Source organism: Bacillus sp. PK6-025 (assembly GCF_056530265.1).
This window is the reverse complement of the sequence record NZ_CP096509.1, coordinates 3,577,271-3,595,243: the sequence shown is the minus strand read 5'-3', so window position 1 is coordinate 3,595,243 and position 17,973 is coordinate 3,577,271. Positions and strand designations below refer to the sequence as shown.

The following is a 17,973-nucleotide window of genomic DNA, read 5'->3' as shown; positions in this document are numbered from 1 at the left end:
AACAGTGACTTTTACCAAAAAAGGAAGGAAGTAAACGGATGCTTGTAGCTGAAAGACACCAAAAAATCGTCGAGCTTGTCAATCTGCGCTCGAGCGTACGCGTCACAGAACTGAGCGAGCTTTTTTCCGTCACGGAAGAAACGATCAGGCGCGATCTGGAAAAGCTTGAGAAGGAAAATAAGCTGAAAAGAAGTCATGGCGGCGCTGTCAGCGTACAGACCGAAGAAGCGGAGGTGCATTTTCGCGAGCGCGAAATTACAAACGTAAACGAAAAAAAGATGATTGCATTTGAAGCCGTTAAGCACGTGAAAAGCGGGGAACGAATAATTCTTGATGCCAGCACGACGGCATGGTACATGGCAAAAGCGCTTGAAAACATCCCGCTGACCGTCATCACCAATTCAGTCAGAGTCGCGATTGAACTCAGCAAAAAAGAAAAGGTGACGGTCATTTCAACCGGCGGGATGCTGCTGCCGCAATCGATGTCATATGTCGGTCCTTTGGCTGAGCGCTCCCTTGATATGTATCACGTCAACAAAACATTTCTGTCTTGCAAAGGCGTCGACCCTGCGAGCGGTTTGAGCGATTCAAACGAAATGCAGGCGCTGTTGAAAAAACGGATGATCGAGATTGCGGACGAAACGATCTTGATGGCGGACAGCAGCAAATTCGGGACCCGTGCTTTCTCGCAAATCGACCGCCTTCATAACGGATACAGGATCATCACAGATTCAGGAATTGACAAAGCAAACCTTGCCCTCTTGAAAGACATTACAGAGACCATCACGATCGTCGGTTGAAACCAAGCTTTTCAAGCACTTGATTTTAAAATCAGGCGCAAATGGGATAAAATAGAAGAGTAAAAAAGGAAAGGAGATGTTTTTGATGGCGAAAAAGATTTTGATCGTAACGGGCGACGCAGTTGAAGCGCTGGAAGTGTATTATCCTTATTACCGCTGTCTTGAAGAGGGCTATGAAACGACGATCGCCGCACCGAAAAAGAAAAAGATTCATACGGTTGTTCATGACTTTCTGGATTGGGATACATACACCGAAAAGCCGGGCTATTTAATTGACGCGCATGCTTCATTTGATGAGATTGATCCGTCCGAATACGACGGTATCATCATTCCGGGCGGACGCGCGCCGGAATTTATCCGGATGTACGATTCCCTGCTGAAAATTGTTGCTCATTTCTTTGAGGAAAATAAACCGGTCGGCGCGATTTGTCACGCGAGCCTGATTTTCACAAGCCTGAGAGAACATCTGAAAGGTCGGGAGCTGACGGCTTACATCGCCTGCAAACCGGAAGTCGAAGCCGCGGGCGCGACTTATGTAGAGGAGAAGCTTCATGTCGACGCCAATCTGGTCTCAGGCCATGACTGGTCCAATCTGCCGGAGTTTATGAGAGAATTTTTTAAAGCGTTAAACAAATAATATGCAGGGACGACCCCGCAGAAAATTGGGGTTGTCTCTTTTTTTTAGACATGTTTCGCTTCGCATTTTATAATGGTACAAACGGGTAACTTGGACAAAATACAATGGAAAGAGAGGTGCTCCGATGTCAGCAGATCATCATGAACACACATTAAATCCCAAAAGTTCTAAAGGAAAAGAACAAATCACAAACCGCTTAAAGCGGATTGAAGGGCAGGTCAGAGGCATTCAAAACATGATCGAAAATGACCGCTACTGCGTCGATATTCTCGTTCAAATCTCAGCTGTGCAAGCCGCGATGCAAAAGGTGGCTTTCAGCCTGCTTGAAGATCATACCCACCATTGTGTCGCAAACGCGATTAAAAGCGGTGAAGGCGAAGAGGCCATCGAGGAGCTGCTTGATGTGTTTAAGCGTTTTTCAAAGTCGTAAACGAAAAAAGGGAAAATCGTTTTCTTGAAATACCCTACAGGGGTATGGTAATATAAAACCGATCAATATCATCAAACCATAGGAGGTTTTCAATATGGAACAAAAAACACTGAAAGTCGAAGGCATGTCTTGCAACCACTGTGTTCAGGCAGTAGAAGGAAACGTCGGAAAGCTTGGCGGAGTAGAGTCCGTTAAAGTGAATTTAAGCGAGGGCAAGGTCGAAGTTTCGTTTGATTCAGGCAAAGTATCGCTGAAAGAAATCATCGATACGATCGAAGATCAGGGGTATGATGTCGCAGGCTAATGTATACCTATAAGGGGTATATAAGGAGTGAAGGATATGGACGAACAAAAAGAAGCCACCCTCCAAATCTCTGGCATGACCTGTGCCGCCTGTGCGGCGCGGATCGAGAAAGGGTTGAAAAGGCTTGACGGCGTTCAGGACGCAAATGTGAACTTGGCGCTGGAAAAATCAAAAATCGTTTATGATCCGGGGCAAATCGAAGTCGGACAGCTGGCTGAGAAAGTCGAATCGCTCGGCTATCAAGTTCCAGCGGAAAAAGCCGAATTCGCAATTTCCGGCATGACGTGTGCAGCTTGCGCCAACCGGGTGGAAAAGCGCCTCAACAAGCTGCCGGGCGTCAAAAACGCCGCTGTCAACTTTGCCATAGAGACTGCGGCAGTCGACTATCAGGCCGGTGCGGTTTCGCCGGAGGAAATGATCGAAGCCGTTGAAAAGCTCGGCTACAAGCTTGAGTTGAAAAAAGACCGAGCTGCGGATGGAGTGGCGGAACAAAGAGAAAAAGGCATTCAGCGTCAAACCGGCAAATTTATTTTTTCAGCCATTTTATCGTTTCCGCTGCTCTGGGCAATGGTCAGCCATTTCAAATTCACGTCATTTATATGGCTGCCGGGGATGTTCATGGATCCATGGGTTCAGTTCGCGTTGGCGACACCGGTTCAATTTATCGTCGGGAAACAGTTTTACACAGGGGCTTATAAAGCGCTGCGGAACAAAAGCGCCAACATGGATGTGCTGGTCGCTCTCGGCACGTCTGCCGCCTATTTCTACAGCTTATATTTAAGCATTGAAAGCCTCGGCACGAACCGGCATCCGGACGGCCTTTATTATGAAACAAGCGCCATCCTCTTAACTTTGATCATTTTAGGAAAGCTGTTTGAAGCGAAAGCGAAAGGGCGCTCATCCGAAGCAATCAAAAAGCTGATGGGGTTGCAGGCAAAGACAGCGACCGTCGTCAGGAACGGCGAAGAGATGACCGTGCCGATTGAAGACGTTTTGACAGGCGACATCATGTACGTGAAGCCAGGTGAAAAAGTACCGGCAGACGGAGAGATTGTCGAAGGACGTTCTGCGCTGGATGAATCAATGATCACCGGTGAAAGCATCCCTGTTGACAAGACGGTTGGAGATCCGGTTATCGGTGCTACAATCAATAAAAATGGATTTTTAAAAGTAAGAGCAGAAAAAGTAGGCAAAGATACTGCGCTGGCGCAGATTATAAAAGTCGTGGAAGAGGCGCAAGGTTCAAAAGCTCCGATTCAACGGCTCGCAGACCGGATTTCCGGGGTTTTTGTGCCGATTGTCGTGGCGATCGCAGTCATCACATTTTTCTTCTGGTATTTGGCGGTTAGCCCCGGCGAATTCGGCACGGCGCTGGAAAAGCTGATTGCGGTGCTTGTGATCGCATGTCCGTGCGCGCTCGGTTTGGCAACACCGACATCGATCATGGCCGGATCGGGCCGTGCGGCTGAATTCGGAATTTTATTCAAAGGCGGCGAACATTTGGAGACGGCTCACCGCTTGGAGACGATCGTGCTTGACAAGACGGGGACGGTCACAAATGGAAAGCCTCAGCTCACAGATGTGTGCCCTGAACCATGGATCGATGAAACATCGTTTCTCAAGCTTATCGGTGCTGCGGAAAAAAGCTCTGAACATCCGCTTGCAGAAGCCATTGTCGAAGGCGTTAAAAAGAGAGAGATAGAACCGGCCTCAGCAGACAGCTTTGAAGCGATACCCGGCTATGGTATCGAAGCCGCAATCAGTGAAAAACGGATTTTGATCGGCACAAGACGGCTGATGGAAAGCCGTGATATTGACATTCGAGAGGCGCACAGCAAAATGGAAGAGCTCGAAACACAAGGAAAGACGGCGATGCTTGCCGCCATCGACGGTCGGTTTGCCGGGATGATCGCCGTCGCCGATACGATAAAAGACACGTCGAAAAGAGCGGTGAAAAGGCTGCATGATATGGGGCTTGAAGTCGTCATGATCACCGGGGACAACCGGCGGACGGCAGAAGCGATTGCTGCTGAAGCCGGCATTCAGCACGTCATCGCAGAAGTTCTGCCTGAAGGAAAAGCAGATGAAGTGAAGAAAATTCAGGCAAAAGGCAAAAAAGTTGCGATGGTCGGCGACGGCATCAATGATGCGCCGGCACTGGCGGCAGCCGATACCGGAATGGCGATCGGAACGGGGACTGACGTCGCCATGGAAGCCGCCGACATCACCTTGATCCGCGGCGATTTAAACAGCATCGCCGATGCGATCCTTATGAGCCGGCTGACGATCAAAAATATTAAACAAAACCTTTTTTGGGCGTTTGCCTACAACAGCATCGGCATTCCGTTCGCGGCCGTCGGGCTTTTGGCCCCGTGGATCGCAGGTGCCGCGATGGCGTTCAGTTCGGTCTCTGTCGTTCTGAATGCACTCAGGCTGCAAAAGGTGAAGCTTGATTGGAGGAATCCGTCTTGAAGGATAAAACAGTGCTCGCTTGGACGGTTTCGGCGGTTGTTTATGTAGGAATTGTCATGCTCGTATACAGCATATTGGCCGCTCAGGAATCGATACCTGATGAAAAGCCTCATGACGGTCATGTTTTAGAAGAGCATAGCAGATGATTTGCTAAAAAGCCGGATGTTCTTTAACATCCGGCTTTTTGTATTAGTATCTGTTATTGCTCATACACATCAAAATCTTTTCCTGAACGATTTCTTTCATGGCTTCTTTGGCGGGGGTCATATATTTTCTTGGATCGCTTGCATCGGTGTGTTCATGCAGATAACGGCGCAGTTTATCTGAAAAAGGAATTTTTAATTCAGTCGCGATATTTACTTTTGCACAGCCGAGCTTGATGCACTTTCTTACATCTTCTTGCGGAATTCCCGAGGCGCCGTGCAGGACGAGCGGAACTGAAACCCGTTTTTGAATCGCGGCCAGCCGGTCAAAATCGATATTGGGCTCTTTTGAGTAAAGCCCGTGGGCTGTACCGATTGCCACCGCCAGTGAATCGATTCCGGTTTTCTCGACGAACTCTTTTGCTGCATCCGGATCGGTGTAATAAGCGTCAGCTTCATCCACGATTAAATCATCTTCCTGTCCGCCGAGCCTTCCGAGCTCGGCTTCTACAGTGGCATCTTTTTGCCGGGCATATTGTACGACGCTCGCTACAATTGCGGTATTTTCGGCAAATGGACGGTGCGAAGCATCAATCATCACAGATTTTGTCCCTAATGATAAAGACTCGCGAATATCATCAATCTCTTCATGATGATCGAGATGAAGGGCGACCGGGATTGAGCAGCGCGCTGCGGCCGTTTCTGCAATCGCTTGAATATAGTCGCGGCCTGCATAGCTGAAGGTTCCGGGAGTAGCCGCAAGAATCACGGGGGACCTTAAGGCTTCAGCCGCTTCTGTCACGGCTTGCACGGTTTCAAGGTTGTGTATGTTAAAGGCCGGCACCGCATAGCCGTTTGTCTGTGCGTCCAACAGCATTTTCTTCGTATTTGTCAGCATATCGATTCCTTCTTTCTGATCAAAATTAGGATATATAGCTCGAAAAGGTGTTCAGAATGTCGTCAGGACTCGAGGCTTCAAGCAGCTGCTGCCTCGCATCTTCGTGAACAAGCATGCGAGACACCGATGATAATAGATTAAGATGTGTGCTGCCTGCCTCGGCATCTGGTATTAATAAAGCAATAATAAATGTGACAGGGTTTTGATCAAGCGCGTTCCATTCGATTCCCGTCTGGTTTTGAATGATGATGACAGATGCTTCTGTAATGTCCTTCAGTTTTGCATGGGGAATGGCAAAGCCTTCAATGAAGCCGGTCGTACTTTCAGCCTCTCTTTGTGCCAATCCGTGAATGACCGCTTGTTTTGTTTTGGCGGCTCCCGATTCATATGCGATCTGAGCCACCCGGTCAAACGTTTCCGCTTGGGAAGATAACGTTTCTTGAAGATAGATATGCTCTTTTTTGATTAAAGCTGCTGTGCCCATATTTGATCAGCCTTTCTGTTTTTCATATGTCCGTTTTTGGTAAAAGCCGTATAAGAAGGCGCCGATAAGCGATCCGATGATAATCGACAACACCCACTGAAAGGCTCCTGTGACAACGGGAAGTACAAGGAATCCGCCGTGCGGAGCAGGTACTTGAACTGCAAATGAGTATGTTAATATCGCCGATACCGAAGAGCCGATCATCAAAATCGGAATGACAGGGATCGGTTTTTTTGCGGCGAACGGGATAGCACCTTCGGTAATATGAGTGGCGCCGAGAATAAAATTGACAAGCCCTGCATTTCGGTCCTGCTGGCTGAAATATTTGCGGAAAAGCAAAGTGGCAAACGCAATGACGAGCGGCGGTGTGATGCACGCGGCGGAAACGCCTGCCATGAAATATTGGTTCCCTTCAGCGAGCAGAGCAGTGCCGGTGACATAAGCGGCTTTATTGACCGGTCCGCCCATGTCAAATGCGCTCATACAGCCGATAATCAAGCCGAGAATGACGGGGTTCGCCCCTTGAAAATCGGCTAAAAAGTCCTTCATCCCTTCATTGATGGCCGTCATCGGCTCGACGAGGAAAAACATGACCGCACCGATCAGAAAAATGCCGATAACCGGATATAGAAAAATTGCTTTTAGCCCTTCAAGGGACTGAGGCATTTTTTTAAGTGCATACGAGAGACCGTAAATGATCAGTCCCGCCAAAAAACCGGATACGATGCCGCCCAGAAAACCCGCTCCACCCGTGCTGGCGATCATGCCGCCGATAAAACCGACAATCAGGCCGGGGCGTTTGGCCATTGAATCGGCGATATAGGCGGATAAAATCGGAACCATCAGCTGGAAGCCGAAGGCACCAGTTTTATTCAGCAATTCGGCAAAAGCGTTGTAGCTTGGATGTTCAGGATCTGCTGAGTGGATACCGAATAAAAAGGATAGTGCTATCAAAACCCCTCCGCCGACGACAAATGGGAGCATGTGGGAAACCCCGTTCATCAAATGTTTATATATTTTACGGCCGATGGAAGCGGCTTCGCCTGTTTGGGGTTCATCCTCTGTATTTGCCGTTGTTTGTCCGCGGTAAATCGGCGCTTCGCCGTTCATCAGCGCCCGAATTAAAGATTCCGCATCTCGGATGCCCCGCGCAACCGGGACGTCAAGGACGCGTTTGCCTGCAAAACGCTCGGCGCCTACATCCTTGTCAGCTGCGACAATGACTCCGTCGGCTTGTTTAATGTCTTCTGGCGATAGTTCGTTTTGAACGCCGATTTGTCCGTGTGTTTCGACTTTGATTTCTACACCCAGTTTGGCGGCGGCCTGTTTTAAGGCCTCTTCAGCCATAAATGTATGGGCAATTCCTGTTGGACAGCCGGTTGCCGCGATGATTTTGAACTTTTTCATAAGAAAACCCCCTTTATAAATGAGTGATTTGAATTTGTGAAGCGGTTTGATCGAGTTTGGACACATCTCCGAGTCCTTTCGAGAAAGCCGTCAAGGATCCGGCGGCAGAGGCGTGTCTGAGTGCTTCAGGAACAGAACAGCCGAGCTCCTGTTTTCCGACGAACACGGCAAGCATGGCATCGCCGGCACACGCGGTATTGACAACTTTGCCTTTCGCAGCGGTCGCTTTTAAGGTTCTTTGGCGGTCCAAATATAGGGCGCCGTCTTTGCCGCGGGAGATGAGAACCCTTTCAGCGCCGCGGTCGAGAAGCTCCTTTCCGTAATGGATGATGTCTTCTTCAGACAGCGCTTTCTTCCGGCTGAAAAAAGCGGCAAGCTCCTGTTCATTCGGTTTAATCAGGTAAGGATGGTATGAAAGACAATCTAATAGGACGGGAGAACTGATATCCAAGATCAATTTCAGTTTGTTTTCGGCGGCAATCTCGGAAAGCGAAAGGTACATGTCATCTGGGACTCCTCTCGGAAGACTGCCTGAAACAAATAAAAAGCGGCCGGACGGAATTTGACGGATTTTGTTGATCAGCTCCTGTTTTCGGCCTTCAGATATGAGCGGACCTTTGTTTACGATTTTGAATTCCCGGGTGGCATTAATAAAAATATTAATCCGTGAGATGCCTTCGACTTCGACAAAGTCTGTGACGATTTTTTCATTCAGCAGTTCATTTTCAATAAAACGCCCGGTAAATCCGCCTGTAAATCCAAGCGCGGTATTGTTAAGGCCGAGGCGCTTGAGCATAAAAGAAATATTGACACCTTTTCCGTTTGGCTGATAATCTTCATCTTTAGTGCGGTTGACGACATCGGGAAGCAGCTCGTCGGTTTCAACGAATAAGTCGACCGCGGTATTCATCGTGCATGTATAGATCATGCTGTATCCCCCCTTTATCTGTGGCTTCACAGACATTATGTCACAGATAAAAGGGGGGATGTTTACAGGTTGTGTAAAGGTTTTCAGCTATGAGCGGTGCGGATGACGTATGAGTCCAGCATGATGCGGGAGAGGACTTGCAGAGGGAGGCGCGAGCGGACTTCATAATCGGGAAAAAATGATTGTTCACCTTTAAACCCGACTAGTACGATCTCTGATAATTTCGCAAGACGCGAATCGATCCTTGTTGTTAATGTAATGGTGGAAATGGCTTGCAATTTGAAATTTTGCGCGGCTTCAACAAGCTCCTCTGTCTCGCCGTTCAGGGAAACAAAAAGGCCGAGGTCTTTTTTTGCCAGTGTTTTTGACTTGCCTCTGATAATATTCGGGTCGCTGTGCATCTCGCAGTTTTTGCCGAGTAGCTGAAGCTTGATCGTCATCTCAGTCCCAATCATTTCAGACAATCCCCTTGCGAAAATGTAAACTTTTTCGGCATTGCTGATTTTTTGAATGGCATCTTCGATCAACCCGATATCAAGCATTTTAATCGTATCCAGAACTTCTCTTTCATTCTTGAGCACGGCCTGTTTAATTTGGCTGTCGATATCATCCATCAGCGGAGCGTGGCCGAGGTGGTGTTTTTCTTTTAATGCGTACTTAAAAGAAGTGTAGCCGTCATAACCGAGCTTTTTCATTAACCTGACAATCGTGGCTGTTGAAACATTTGCATCCTCGCTTAATTTTACAATCGATAAAGTGGCGATGACATCTAAGTGCTGATAAATGTACTCGAGCAAATGCCGTTCTGAATCGCTGAGCGACTGATATGTGTCAGAAGTCATTTGAAACACGCTGTCTTTCATATTAAAACCCCCTTTTATAGTCATATTGTATCAGTTTAGCAAGGGGGAGGAGAAAAAATAAACGTTTCCGACCTAAAAATATCCGGCCCGAGAGCCGGATATTTCAAGTTAAGAAGCGATTTTTCTGCATGCTTCCGCACATGCAAAGCAGCTTTCAGCGCAAAGCTGGCAGTGGTCATGCTTGTGCAGGCTGCATTCATTGCCGCAAGCTTCGCAAACCTTTGCGCAAAGCTGGCAAATGTCTTCGGCATACGGGCTGTTGCGCGTCATGGCTTGAAGTGCGAATCCGCACATCTCCGCGCATTCCCGGTCAAGTCGGATGCATTCGGCCATCATCCCCGCGTCTTCTTCCATCAGACATTTGTCAAAGCAGTGATTGCAGGCTTCAAGGCATTCCCGGCAGGCTTTGATGCATTCCTCGTATACAGATTTCACGAAATACACTCCTTTTTTCTGCGTTTTCCCTTCGTTGTACCCTGCTTTAAAATCGGGAAAACATGCGAAAAAAACTGCTGTACATCCTGTACAGCAGTTTTTGGTTATTCGGCGAGACCTTGATGGATCCGGTCAAGGTTTTCTTTCATCATCTTATAATAGGAATCTCCCGCTTCACCAGGCTTTCCGATCGAATCGGTGAAGACTTTTGCTTTAATCGGCACGCCTGTTTCCGCTGACAGGCTTTCCATGCTCCGCGGGTCAACGCTTGTCTCCACGAATAAGGCCGGAACTTCCTTTTTCTTCACCGTGTCGACGATTTTTTTCATCTGACCGGGAGTTCCTTCATTTTCGGTATTGATTTCCCAAATATACTGCGCGTCGACGCCGTAGGCCGAAGCGAAATATTTAAAAGCTCCTTCGCTCGTCACAAGGACGCGGCGCTCTTTCGGTATATCTTTAAAGCGGTTCACCGCTTCATTATGAAGCTTTTGCAGCTTGCCGATATAGGCTTCAGCGTTTTTCTCGTAATCTTCTTTATGGTCGGGATCGTTTTTTATCAGCGCATCTCTCGCGTTTTTGGCATATTGAATCCCGTTTTCTATATCGAGCCATGCATGGGGATCTTCTTCCGTTTCTTTACCTTTGGCAGTGAGATGCTTTGGCTTGACCCCTTTGCTCAGCTTGTAGACAGGGGCGTCATCGCCGTCTTTTTCAGCTGTTTCCAGCAGCTTGTTAAACCAGCCGTTTCCTGTCTCCAAATTCAGGCCGTTGTAAAAGATGACATCGGCGTCCGTCGTTTTTTGCACGTCTTTTGGCAGCGGGTCGTATTCGTGCGGGTCTGTTCCAACAGGTACAATGCTGTATAAATCGATGTGATCTCCTCCGACTTGTTTGACGATGTCATAGAGAATGGAGTAGGTGGTGACGACCTTCAGCTTTCCGTTTTCTTCATTGCTGCTTTTCGATGAGCAGCCAGCGGCGAGAACAAGAATTAATGCCGCCGCAATGGCTAATGTTTGCTTCCATTTCATGTTTTGTGTTCCCCCTTTATATTGTGGATTATTGAAGTGCTGCCCGCTTTCTTCTTGATTTCAAAGCTCTCCAAAGCACGCCTTGTTTCGGTGAAAATGTAAAGGAAAGTCCGAACAAAATCGTAGCCACGAGCACGATCGCCGCTCCTGAGGAGAGGTTGTACGTATAGCTTAATCCAAGACCGACGACCGCTGACAAAGCGCCGAGGAAAGCGGACAAATAGATCATCACCCACAGCCGGTCCGTTAATAAATAAGCGGTTGCGGCAGGCGTGATCAGCATCGCGACGACGAGGATAATGCCGACGGTCTGAAGCGATGCGACCGTGACCATCGTTAAAAGCGTCATTAAAAAGTAGTGAATCAGCCGGTTCGGCAAGCCGTAGACGGCCGCCATCGTCGGGTCGAAAGAGGTGATGAGCAGCTCTTTGTAAAACAAAAAGACGGCGGTAAGAATCATGACTCCGATGACGAGCGTGATCCACATGTCGGATGAACGAACGGCCAGCACATTTCCGAATAAGATGTGGTACAGATCGCTTGAGCTTTTGACAAGCGTGATCAAAATGATCCCGACGGCGAAAAAGGCTGTGAAGACGATACCGATGGCCGAATCGTTTTTAATTCGGCTGTTTTGGCTGACATAGCCGATTCCGAGAGCCGTCAGGATACCCGTAAAGACGGCGCCGAAGAAAAAATTGACGCCGAGCATATAAGAGATGGCGACGCCGGGAAGGACCGCGTGTGAAATCGCATCTCCCATCAGCGCCATTCCCCTGAGAATGATAAAGCAGCCGATGACGCCGCAAATGATGCCCACCATAATCGATGTGAACAGCGATTTTTGCAGAAACGAATATTCCATCAAACCATGGATAAATTCCATCACATCGCACCCCTTTTCGATTGCAGGAACGGAAGCTGAGATTCGTAGGCTTTCATCATCACGTCGGGATTGAGGATGTCGGAGACCGGGCCTTTTTGAATCAGCTCTTTGTTCAGCAAAATTAATTCATTGAAATAGCTGTCCGCTTTGCTCAAATCGTGATGGACGACAAGAACGGTTTTTCCTTCATCACGAAGTTCCTTTAAGATGCTGACGATCATTTCTTCACTCGTCACATCAATTCCGACGAACGGTTCGTCAAGACAGAACAGCTCTGCTTTTTGGGCGAGCGCCCGGGCGAGAAAAACGCGCTGCTGCTGCCCGCCTGACAGTTCACCGATCTGGCGCTTGGCGTATGCTTCCATCCCGACTTTTTCAAGACAGTGATATGCCCAGTCTTTATCGCGTTTTTTCGGACGTCTGAAAAGGCCGAGTTCAGGATACGTGCCGAGGATGACGGTGTCGAGCACATTGATCGGGAACGTCCAATCCATATCATTCCGCTGCGGAACATAGGCGATTTGCTTGCGTACATGTTTGAGCGGTTTTCCGAGCAGACGGACGTCGCCTTTATCTTTTGGAATCAATTGGAGCATGGCTTTTAACAGTGTTGATTTTCCTGCGCCGTTCGGTCCGATAACGCCCGCCATCATTCCTTGATCAAGCGAGAAATTGATATTGCGAAGCGCTTCTGCGCCGTGATAAGAAACATATAAATCTTTTACAGTAATCGCGGGTTTCATAGGTTCATTAACCCCTTTCTATGTCTATATGAAAGTTAACCTGAATACAATATTTTTGTTTCGGTAATATTTTATTACCTTGTGACATTTTTTTTACCTAATGCAACTTTTGATTGAATTCTAATATATCATTCCTAAGTTGTAAAGCACTAAAATTGCTGAAAAACGGTAAAAGCCATGCAGATCAAGCTGCATGGCTTTAAAAAAATTTCTTCTGTGCCGGTTTATCGTTCAAATTGAAACGTATCGATTGCGACTTTCCCTTTGAAGACAAAGTAGATGCGATGGGTGCCTGCCGATTTTCGGACGGAAGCTTTTATCGTTTTCCAGTTATGCAATCCGGATGTGTCAGGCACTTTTAACGAGCCGATTTGCTTTCCTTTTTGAGGATGATCGAGGAAGATGCCGATTTCGCCGCCGCCTCTGCTTGCAACCTTTGCTTTTATCCTTTTTTCGCCTTTGAAGCGGACATCATGGAAGGCGATCCACGCGTTTGCTGTACTGCTTTTTACCGCATCGCCGCCGTATTTGGATTCTTCGGTGATGAGCACGCCTTTGTAGTCGTCGTAGTTTTCAGCGTTTGTCTGCCGCCGCAAGTTCCGTTCTCGAATCGTTTCACCTTGGACGAAAATCCGCTTTGTCTTGCGGATGTCCGCCGCCGAGCTCCCGACCGATATTTTGTATGCGCCTCTTTCAACGGCAAACGTTTCGCTCGTTACATCCCAGAAGGCAAGGTCTGCCTGTTTCAGCTTGAATGTCACGGTTTTCGTTTCTTTCGGTGCCAGCTCAACGCGCTGAAAGTTTTTCAAGTCCAGATTGGGCTGTTTAACCCGCGTGTTAAACAGAGGAGAAGTATAGAGCTGAACGACCTCATCTCCTTTTCTTCCGCCTGTGTTGGTGACGTTGACGCGGATCGTGACGGAGCCGTCTTTTTTGATGCTGTCAGAGGAAACGCTTAAACCGCTGTAGTGGAACGCTGTATAGGATAACCCGTGGCCGAACGGATACAGCGGCTTGCCTTCGAAATATTTATAGGTTCTTTTCCCTTTGATGATATCGTAATTCATCATATCCGGCAGTTCTTTGACTGACGTGTGCCAAGTTTGCGTCAGCCGTCCGCCCGGATTTTCATCTCCAAAGAGAATGTCCGCCAATGCGCTTCCCGCCTCCTGGCCTCCGTGTGCGGAGTATATGATCGCAGGAATGTGCGCTTTAGCCCAGTTGAGAGCGAACGGATAGCTGCTCGTTACGACAAGCACCGTATTGGGATTGGCTTTAGAAACAGCTTTCAGCAGATTTTCCTGGGCCGGAGGTAGTGTAATGTCTTTCCGGTCTTCGGTTTCCCGGCCGTTGATGTAAGGATTGTTGCCGACAAACACGACGGCTTTGTCCGCGGTTTTTGCCAGTCGAACCGCTTCCTCCGTACTGCTCTTGATGATCGCCTTTGAAAACTTTTCCGCTGCTGTCGCCGGCTTTTCGGCAGCGGCTGTTAATGTCCCGTCTTTTCCAGCGGTGAGATATTTGCCGTTTGCCGTATTTTTGATGGCAAATGTCCCGTCAGGCTGCTGTTCAAACTGGAAAGTTTCTTTGACGGTCCAGCCGTTCGGCTGTTTCTGATCAGCGATCAGTTTGCCGTCATCCTGAAGCGAGACATAGAGACCGTTCGCTTGGGCGCGGAGGGTGAAAATGCTTTCTCCCCAATCCGCCGCATCGAATGCCGCGCTTTTCTCAAGCTTGTCAGCCGATGCTGTGAGCGGTTGTTTGCCGTCCCGGCCTGCGGTTACAAACTTTCCTGTCAGGGCGGATTTGAACCCGCTTTGTTCCAGCCCTTCGGCAAAGGAGACGCGGTCTTTGCCGATTTTGTCCGCGATTCCGTCAAGCGGGGTTTTCCGATACGGCATCGTTCCGCTGTACCAATCTTCGTAAAGCGCATTTCCGAACGGTCCGATAACTGCGATGTTTTCATTTTTCCGGGTATTGAAGGGCAGCAGATTCCGGTCATTTCTCAGTAAAACAATGGCTTTTTCAGCCGCTTTTTTCGCAAGCTGCCGGTGCTTTGGACTGTTGATGACGCCATCTGTCAGGCGGCTGTACGGATTGAGTTCGTCCGGATCGAATTCGCCTGTTCGAAAACGGATGCTGAATGTGTTGGCCAAGGCTTGATCGAGGTCTTTCTCAGACATAAGGCCATTCTTTAAGGCGCCGGTTAAGGCGGTTTTCGTCAGCCCGGGATTTTCTCCCTGATCTGTAAAGTTGTCAATGCCGGCTTTTACGGCGTGGGCATGCGCTTTTTCGTGGCTGTCATAATACTTGTGGTCAGTGACGATTCCTGAAGGATCAAAGGCGTCGCTGACGATGAAGAAATCGTCTCCGGCCCATTTTCCTTTGACTGTGCTGTTGAGCAGCGGGCTCAAAATGGCCGGTTTATCGTTGACAGAATTGTAGGCTGGCATCAGGCTGTACGCGGCTTTTGCGGAAATTGTTGTTTTGAAGGGCTTCAAATAATACTCGTTCATGTTCCTGGGATCAATGCTTGAGGAGCTGAATCCCCGGTCTGTTTCGTTGTTATAGGCAAGAAAATGTTTTAAGGTAGGAACTGTTTTCAAATAGAAGGGGTGCTCGCCCCTTAAACCGGAGGCATAGGCGGTTGCTATTTCCCCTGTTAAAAAAGGGTCTTCGGAATAGCCTTCTTCATTTCTACCCCACCTTGGATCCCGCAGCAGATCAACGACCGGCGCCCAGACATTGACTCCGTTTGCCGCGGGATCAAGGTGGTGGAAGCCGCGGACTTCATCGCCGACCGCTGAGCCGATTTGTTTGATTAAAGAGCGGTCCCATGTGTGTGCGAGCCCGACAGCCTGCGGGAAAACGGTCGCTTCCCCGAGCCAGGCAACGCCGTGAAGCGCTTCTGTGCCTGTTTTAAAAGCGGGAATGCCCAGCCGGGGAATGGCAGGCTGATATTGATGCATCAGCGACACTTTTTCCTCAAGGGTCAGTCGAGAAAGCAAGTCGCTGACCCTTTTTTGAACAGGGAGACTTGGATCTTGAAAGGGATATTCATATTCATCAGCCTGGGTTTTAGCGGCCGCGGGCGGCGGATTGACAGCGGCGGCGGAAAGGATCGTGCACATTGCCGCCAACATGATGGTGCGGACCGTTTTCAGCATCCTGATCACTCCTTTTAGAAAAAAATGAAGACATCCCGGTCCTTTTCTTTTGGCTGAATTGCTGTTCCCTCCTGAAGCGCTTCCGCTGCGCCGTTTATGACAGAAGTGACAGACAGATCGCGGATGAGCAGCTTCCATTTCTTTTGGACGCCTGTTGTTTTCACAGTAATCGTATTTTCATGCCGTGAAGCTCTGACTGTCATTGCTTCGCACTTTTCATTGTAAATCGTCTGTTCGGCTGTGCAGCCGTCTTTTAATTGATAAAGGCAGAACGTCACACCGTCGAGATAATCATAATCAGGTCGCCCGGATTCCTGCCCGAGCGGCAGCAGCGTATTTTCCCTGACGAACAGGGGAAGCCCCATATACCCGTACTGTTCTTCTTTCCATTCTCCGCCTTCCGTCTCTTTTCCCGTCAAAAGGTGTGTCCAGGTGCCTTTTGGCAAATAATAACGGACAACGCCGTCTTCCTGAAAAACGGGAGCGACGAGGAGTCTTCCGCCGAGCATGTACTGTCTGTCAAGCCAGTGGCAAGTGTTGTCCCCGGGAAATTCGAGGAGCATCGCCCGCATCATCGGAATGCCTTCAGCGTGCGCTTCATGCGCGGCGGCGTACAAATAAGGCATCAGCCTGTGCTTCAGTTTGACAAAATACCGCATCACATCGGCCGCTTCTTCGTCAAACAGCCACGGAACGCGATATGATTCGCTCCCGTGCAGGCGGCTGTGCGTCGACAAGAGGCCGAATGCGGTCCAGCGCTTATACAAATCGGCTGTTGCCGTGCTTTCAAATCCGCCGATATCGTGGCTCCAGAAGCCGAAGCCTGAAAGGGAAAGCGACAGGCCGCCGCGAAGGCTTTCAGCCATTGAATCATAGCTGGCAAAACAATCCCCGCCCCAGTGTACGGGAAATTGCTGGCCTCCGGCCGTCGCCGACCTTGCAAACACGACCGCTTCCCGTTCGCCGCGCTTTTGCTTCAACAGGTCAAATACGGTTTTGTTGTATAAAAAAGAATAATAATTGTGCATTCTGTCGGGGTCTGATCCGTCAAAGTAAACCGCGTCTCTCGGAATCCGTTCTCCGAAATCGGTCTTGAAACAGTCGACGCCCATGTCGAGCAGGCTTTCAAGTTTTGAACAATACCAGTCACGCGCTTTTCGATTGGTGAAGTCGACGATTGCCATGCCGGCCTGCCACCGGTCCCACTGCCACACATCCCCCCGGCTGTTTTTTAAAAAGTAGCCGTTTTCTTTTCCTTCCTGAAAAAGCTTCGATTTTTGGGCGATGTAAGGGTTGATCCAGACGCATATTTTCAACCCCTTATCTTTCAGGCGGCTGAGCATAGCTTCAGGCTGCTTAAAATATCGTTCATCCCATTCGAAATTGCACCATTCAAATTCTTTCATCCAGAAGCAGTCAAAATGAAACACGCTGAGCGGGATGCCGCGTTCGGTCATCCCGTCGATGAAACGGGTCACGGTTTCCTCAGAATAGTCGGTTGTAAACGATGTGGACAGCCAGAGGCCGAAAGACCAGGCCGGGGGAAGCGCCGGTTTTCCCGTTAACGACGCATAGCGTTTCAAAACATCCTTCGGTTCAGCACCGCTGATGATAAAATAGTCAAGCGTTTCCCCTTCGACCGAAAACTGCGCTTTGGATACGACTTCAGAACCGATTTCATACGAAACGAGCTCGGGATGATTGACAAAAACACCGTACCCTTTGTTTGACAAATAGAACGGCACATTTTTATACGCCTGCTCCGTGCTTGTGCCGCCGTCCTGATTCCAGATGTCTACGGTTTGGCCGTTTTTCACGAATGCCGTAAAACGCTCGCCGAGACCGTAGATCAATTCGCCGACGCCGATGTTGAGCTGTTCCCTCATAAAGGTGCGCCCGTCATTGCTCGTGATATAGGCGAGGCTATTCGATTCGCTTGCGGTCAGGCTCTGTCCATCACGTGAAAATTGGTAGCGCCAACCGCTTTTGCTCACCTCAACGCACAGGCTGCCGCTTTGGAAGGTCAGCGCATCATCTTGTTCGGAGATAACCGGCTCAACGTCTGTCATATCCAGCTGAAACTCGGGCTTGCGAGGCGTTTCCCCTTGAAAATGGGACACTTGCACACGGATCACGTCTTCAAGAGGACTCGAAAATCTGACGGTGAGCATGCGGGTGTCCAGCGTGTCCCCGCGCTTTTGAACCGCTTTGACAGGCCCGTATACAGTCAATGATTGCTGATCAATCATTCGGGCGTAGGCTTCTTTTGGCGTGTTGATGTGATATCCTTCGCGCGTCAGCCAGTAGCCGTCTGAAAATTTCATGATCGAAAACACCCTTTC

General features: G+C 49.0%; 17 protein-coding genes. 6 read left to right on the top strand and 11 right to left on the bottom strand.

Features of this window, described 5'->3' with window-relative positions; all coding sequences use genetic code 11:
• Positions 1-38: 38 nt before the first annotated feature.
• The 6 genes from M1D67_RS18470 to M1D67_RS18445 all read left to right on the top strand — a co-directional run bounded on the left by M1D67_RS18470 (position 39) and on the right by M1D67_RS18445 (position 4,789).
• On the top strand, positions 39-800 hold the full coding sequence (locus M1D67_RS18470) for a DeoR/GlpR family DNA-binding transcription regulator (RefSeq protein ID WP_020452957.1): 762 nt from the start codon (positions 39-41) through the stop codon (positions 798-800).
• Between the two features lie 85 nt (positions 801-885).
• Positions 886-1,437 (top strand): DJ-1/PfpI family protein, encoded by a 552-nt coding sequence (locus tag M1D67_RS18465; protein WP_003185255.1) that lies wholly within the window; start codon positions 886-888, stop codon positions 1,435-1,437.
• Between the two features lie 124 nt (positions 1,438-1,561).
• Complete coding sequence (gene csoR, locus M1D67_RS18460) at positions 1,562-1,867, top strand: copper-sensing transcriptional repressor CsoR (RefSeq protein WP_020452956.1); 306 nt, start codon at positions 1,562-1,564, stop codon at positions 1,865-1,867.
• A 94-nt stretch (positions 1,868-1,961) separates the two neighbouring features.
• Positions 1,962-2,171 carry a copper chaperone CopZ gene (gene copZ / locus M1D67_RS18455; RefSeq protein WP_020452955.1) on the top strand — a complete coding sequence of 70 codons (210 nt, stop codon included), beginning with the start codon at positions 1,962-1,964 and terminating at the stop codon, positions 2,169-2,171.
• 36 nt (positions 2,172-2,207) lie between these two features.
• Complete coding sequence (locus tag M1D67_RS18450; protein ID WP_479831437.1) at positions 2,208-4,643, top strand: heavy metal translocating P-type ATPase; 2,436 nt, start codon at positions 2,208-2,210, stop codon at positions 4,641-4,643.
• Positions 4,640-4,789: a hypothetical protein gene (locus M1D67_RS18445; protein ID WP_377904836.1), complete on the top strand. Its 150-nt coding sequence runs from the start codon at positions 4,640-4,642 to the stop codon at positions 4,787-4,789. The genes M1D67_RS18450 and M1D67_RS18445 overlap by 4 nt, the downstream gene beginning before the upstream one ends.
• A 43-nt stretch (positions 4,790-4,832) precedes the next feature.
• Here the strand turns inward: M1D67_RS18445 and M1D67_RS18440 are convergent, their stop codons facing one another.
• From M1D67_RS18440 to yicI, 11 genes are all read right to left on the bottom strand, one after another.
• On the bottom strand, positions 4,833-5,684 hold the full coding sequence (locus M1D67_RS18440) for a tagatose bisphosphate family class II aldolase (RefSeq protein ID WP_065644314.1): 852 nt from the start codon (positions 5,682-5,684) through the stop codon (positions 4,833-4,835).
• 25 nt (positions 5,685-5,709) lie between these two features.
• On the bottom strand, positions 5,710-6,168 hold the full coding sequence (locus tag M1D67_RS18435; protein WP_377904242.1) for a PTS sugar transporter subunit IIA: 459 nt from the start codon (positions 6,166-6,168) through the stop codon (positions 5,710-5,712).
• Between the two features lie 6 nt (positions 6,169-6,174).
• On the bottom strand, positions 6,175-7,575 hold the full coding sequence (locus M1D67_RS18430) for a PTS fructose transporter subunit IIC (protein ID WP_243942152.1): 1,401 nt from the start codon (positions 7,573-7,575) through the stop codon (positions 6,175-6,177).
• Between the two features lie 13 nt (positions 7,576-7,588).
• Entirely contained in the window at positions 7,589-8,503 is a 915-nt protein-coding gene (gene pfkB / locus M1D67_RS18425) for a 1-phosphofructokinase (protein WP_479831436.1), read from the bottom strand.
• 83 nt (positions 8,504-8,586) lie between these two features.
• Positions 8,587-9,366, bottom strand: a complete 780-nt coding sequence (locus M1D67_RS18420; RefSeq protein WP_003185233.1) for a MurR/RpiR family transcriptional regulator — start codon at positions 9,364-9,366, stop codon at positions 8,587-8,589.
• A gap of 108 nt (positions 9,367-9,474) precedes the next feature.
• Positions 9,475-9,801 carry a four-helix bundle copper-binding protein gene (locus M1D67_RS18415; protein WP_020452949.1) on the bottom strand — a complete coding sequence of 109 codons (327 nt, stop codon included), beginning with the start codon at positions 9,799-9,801 and terminating at the stop codon, positions 9,475-9,477.
• A gap of 104 nt (positions 9,802-9,905) precedes the next feature.
• Positions 9,906-10,835: a metal ABC transporter substrate-binding protein gene (locus tag M1D67_RS18410; protein ID WP_023856279.1), complete on the bottom strand. Its 930-nt coding sequence runs from the start codon at positions 10,833-10,835 to the stop codon at positions 9,906-9,908.
• A 28-nt stretch (positions 10,836-10,863) separates the two neighbouring features.
• Positions 10,864-11,721, bottom strand: a complete 858-nt coding sequence (locus tag M1D67_RS18405) for a metal ABC transporter permease (protein ID WP_020452947.1) — start codon at positions 11,719-11,721, stop codon at positions 10,864-10,866.
• The gene (locus tag M1D67_RS18400) at positions 11,721-12,464 is read right to left on the bottom strand and encodes a metal ABC transporter ATP-binding protein (RefSeq protein ID WP_023856278.1); all 744 of its coding nucleotides are present in this window, start codon (positions 12,462-12,464) and stop codon (positions 11,721-11,723) included. The genes M1D67_RS18405 and M1D67_RS18400 overlap by 1 nt, the downstream gene beginning before the upstream one ends.
• Positions 12,465-12,688: 224 nt before the next feature.
• Positions 12,689-15,631: a glycoside hydrolase family 3 C-terminal domain-containing protein gene (locus M1D67_RS18395; protein WP_479831435.1), complete on the bottom strand. Its 2,943-nt coding sequence runs from the start codon at positions 15,629-15,631 to the stop codon at positions 12,689-12,691.
• Between the two features lie 14 nt (positions 15,632-15,645).
• On the bottom strand, positions 15,646-17,955 hold the full coding sequence (yicI, locus tag M1D67_RS18390; protein WP_023856276.1) for an alpha-xylosidase: 2,310 nt from the start codon (positions 17,953-17,955) through the stop codon (positions 15,646-15,648).
• Positions 17,956-17,973: the final 18 nt, after the last annotated feature.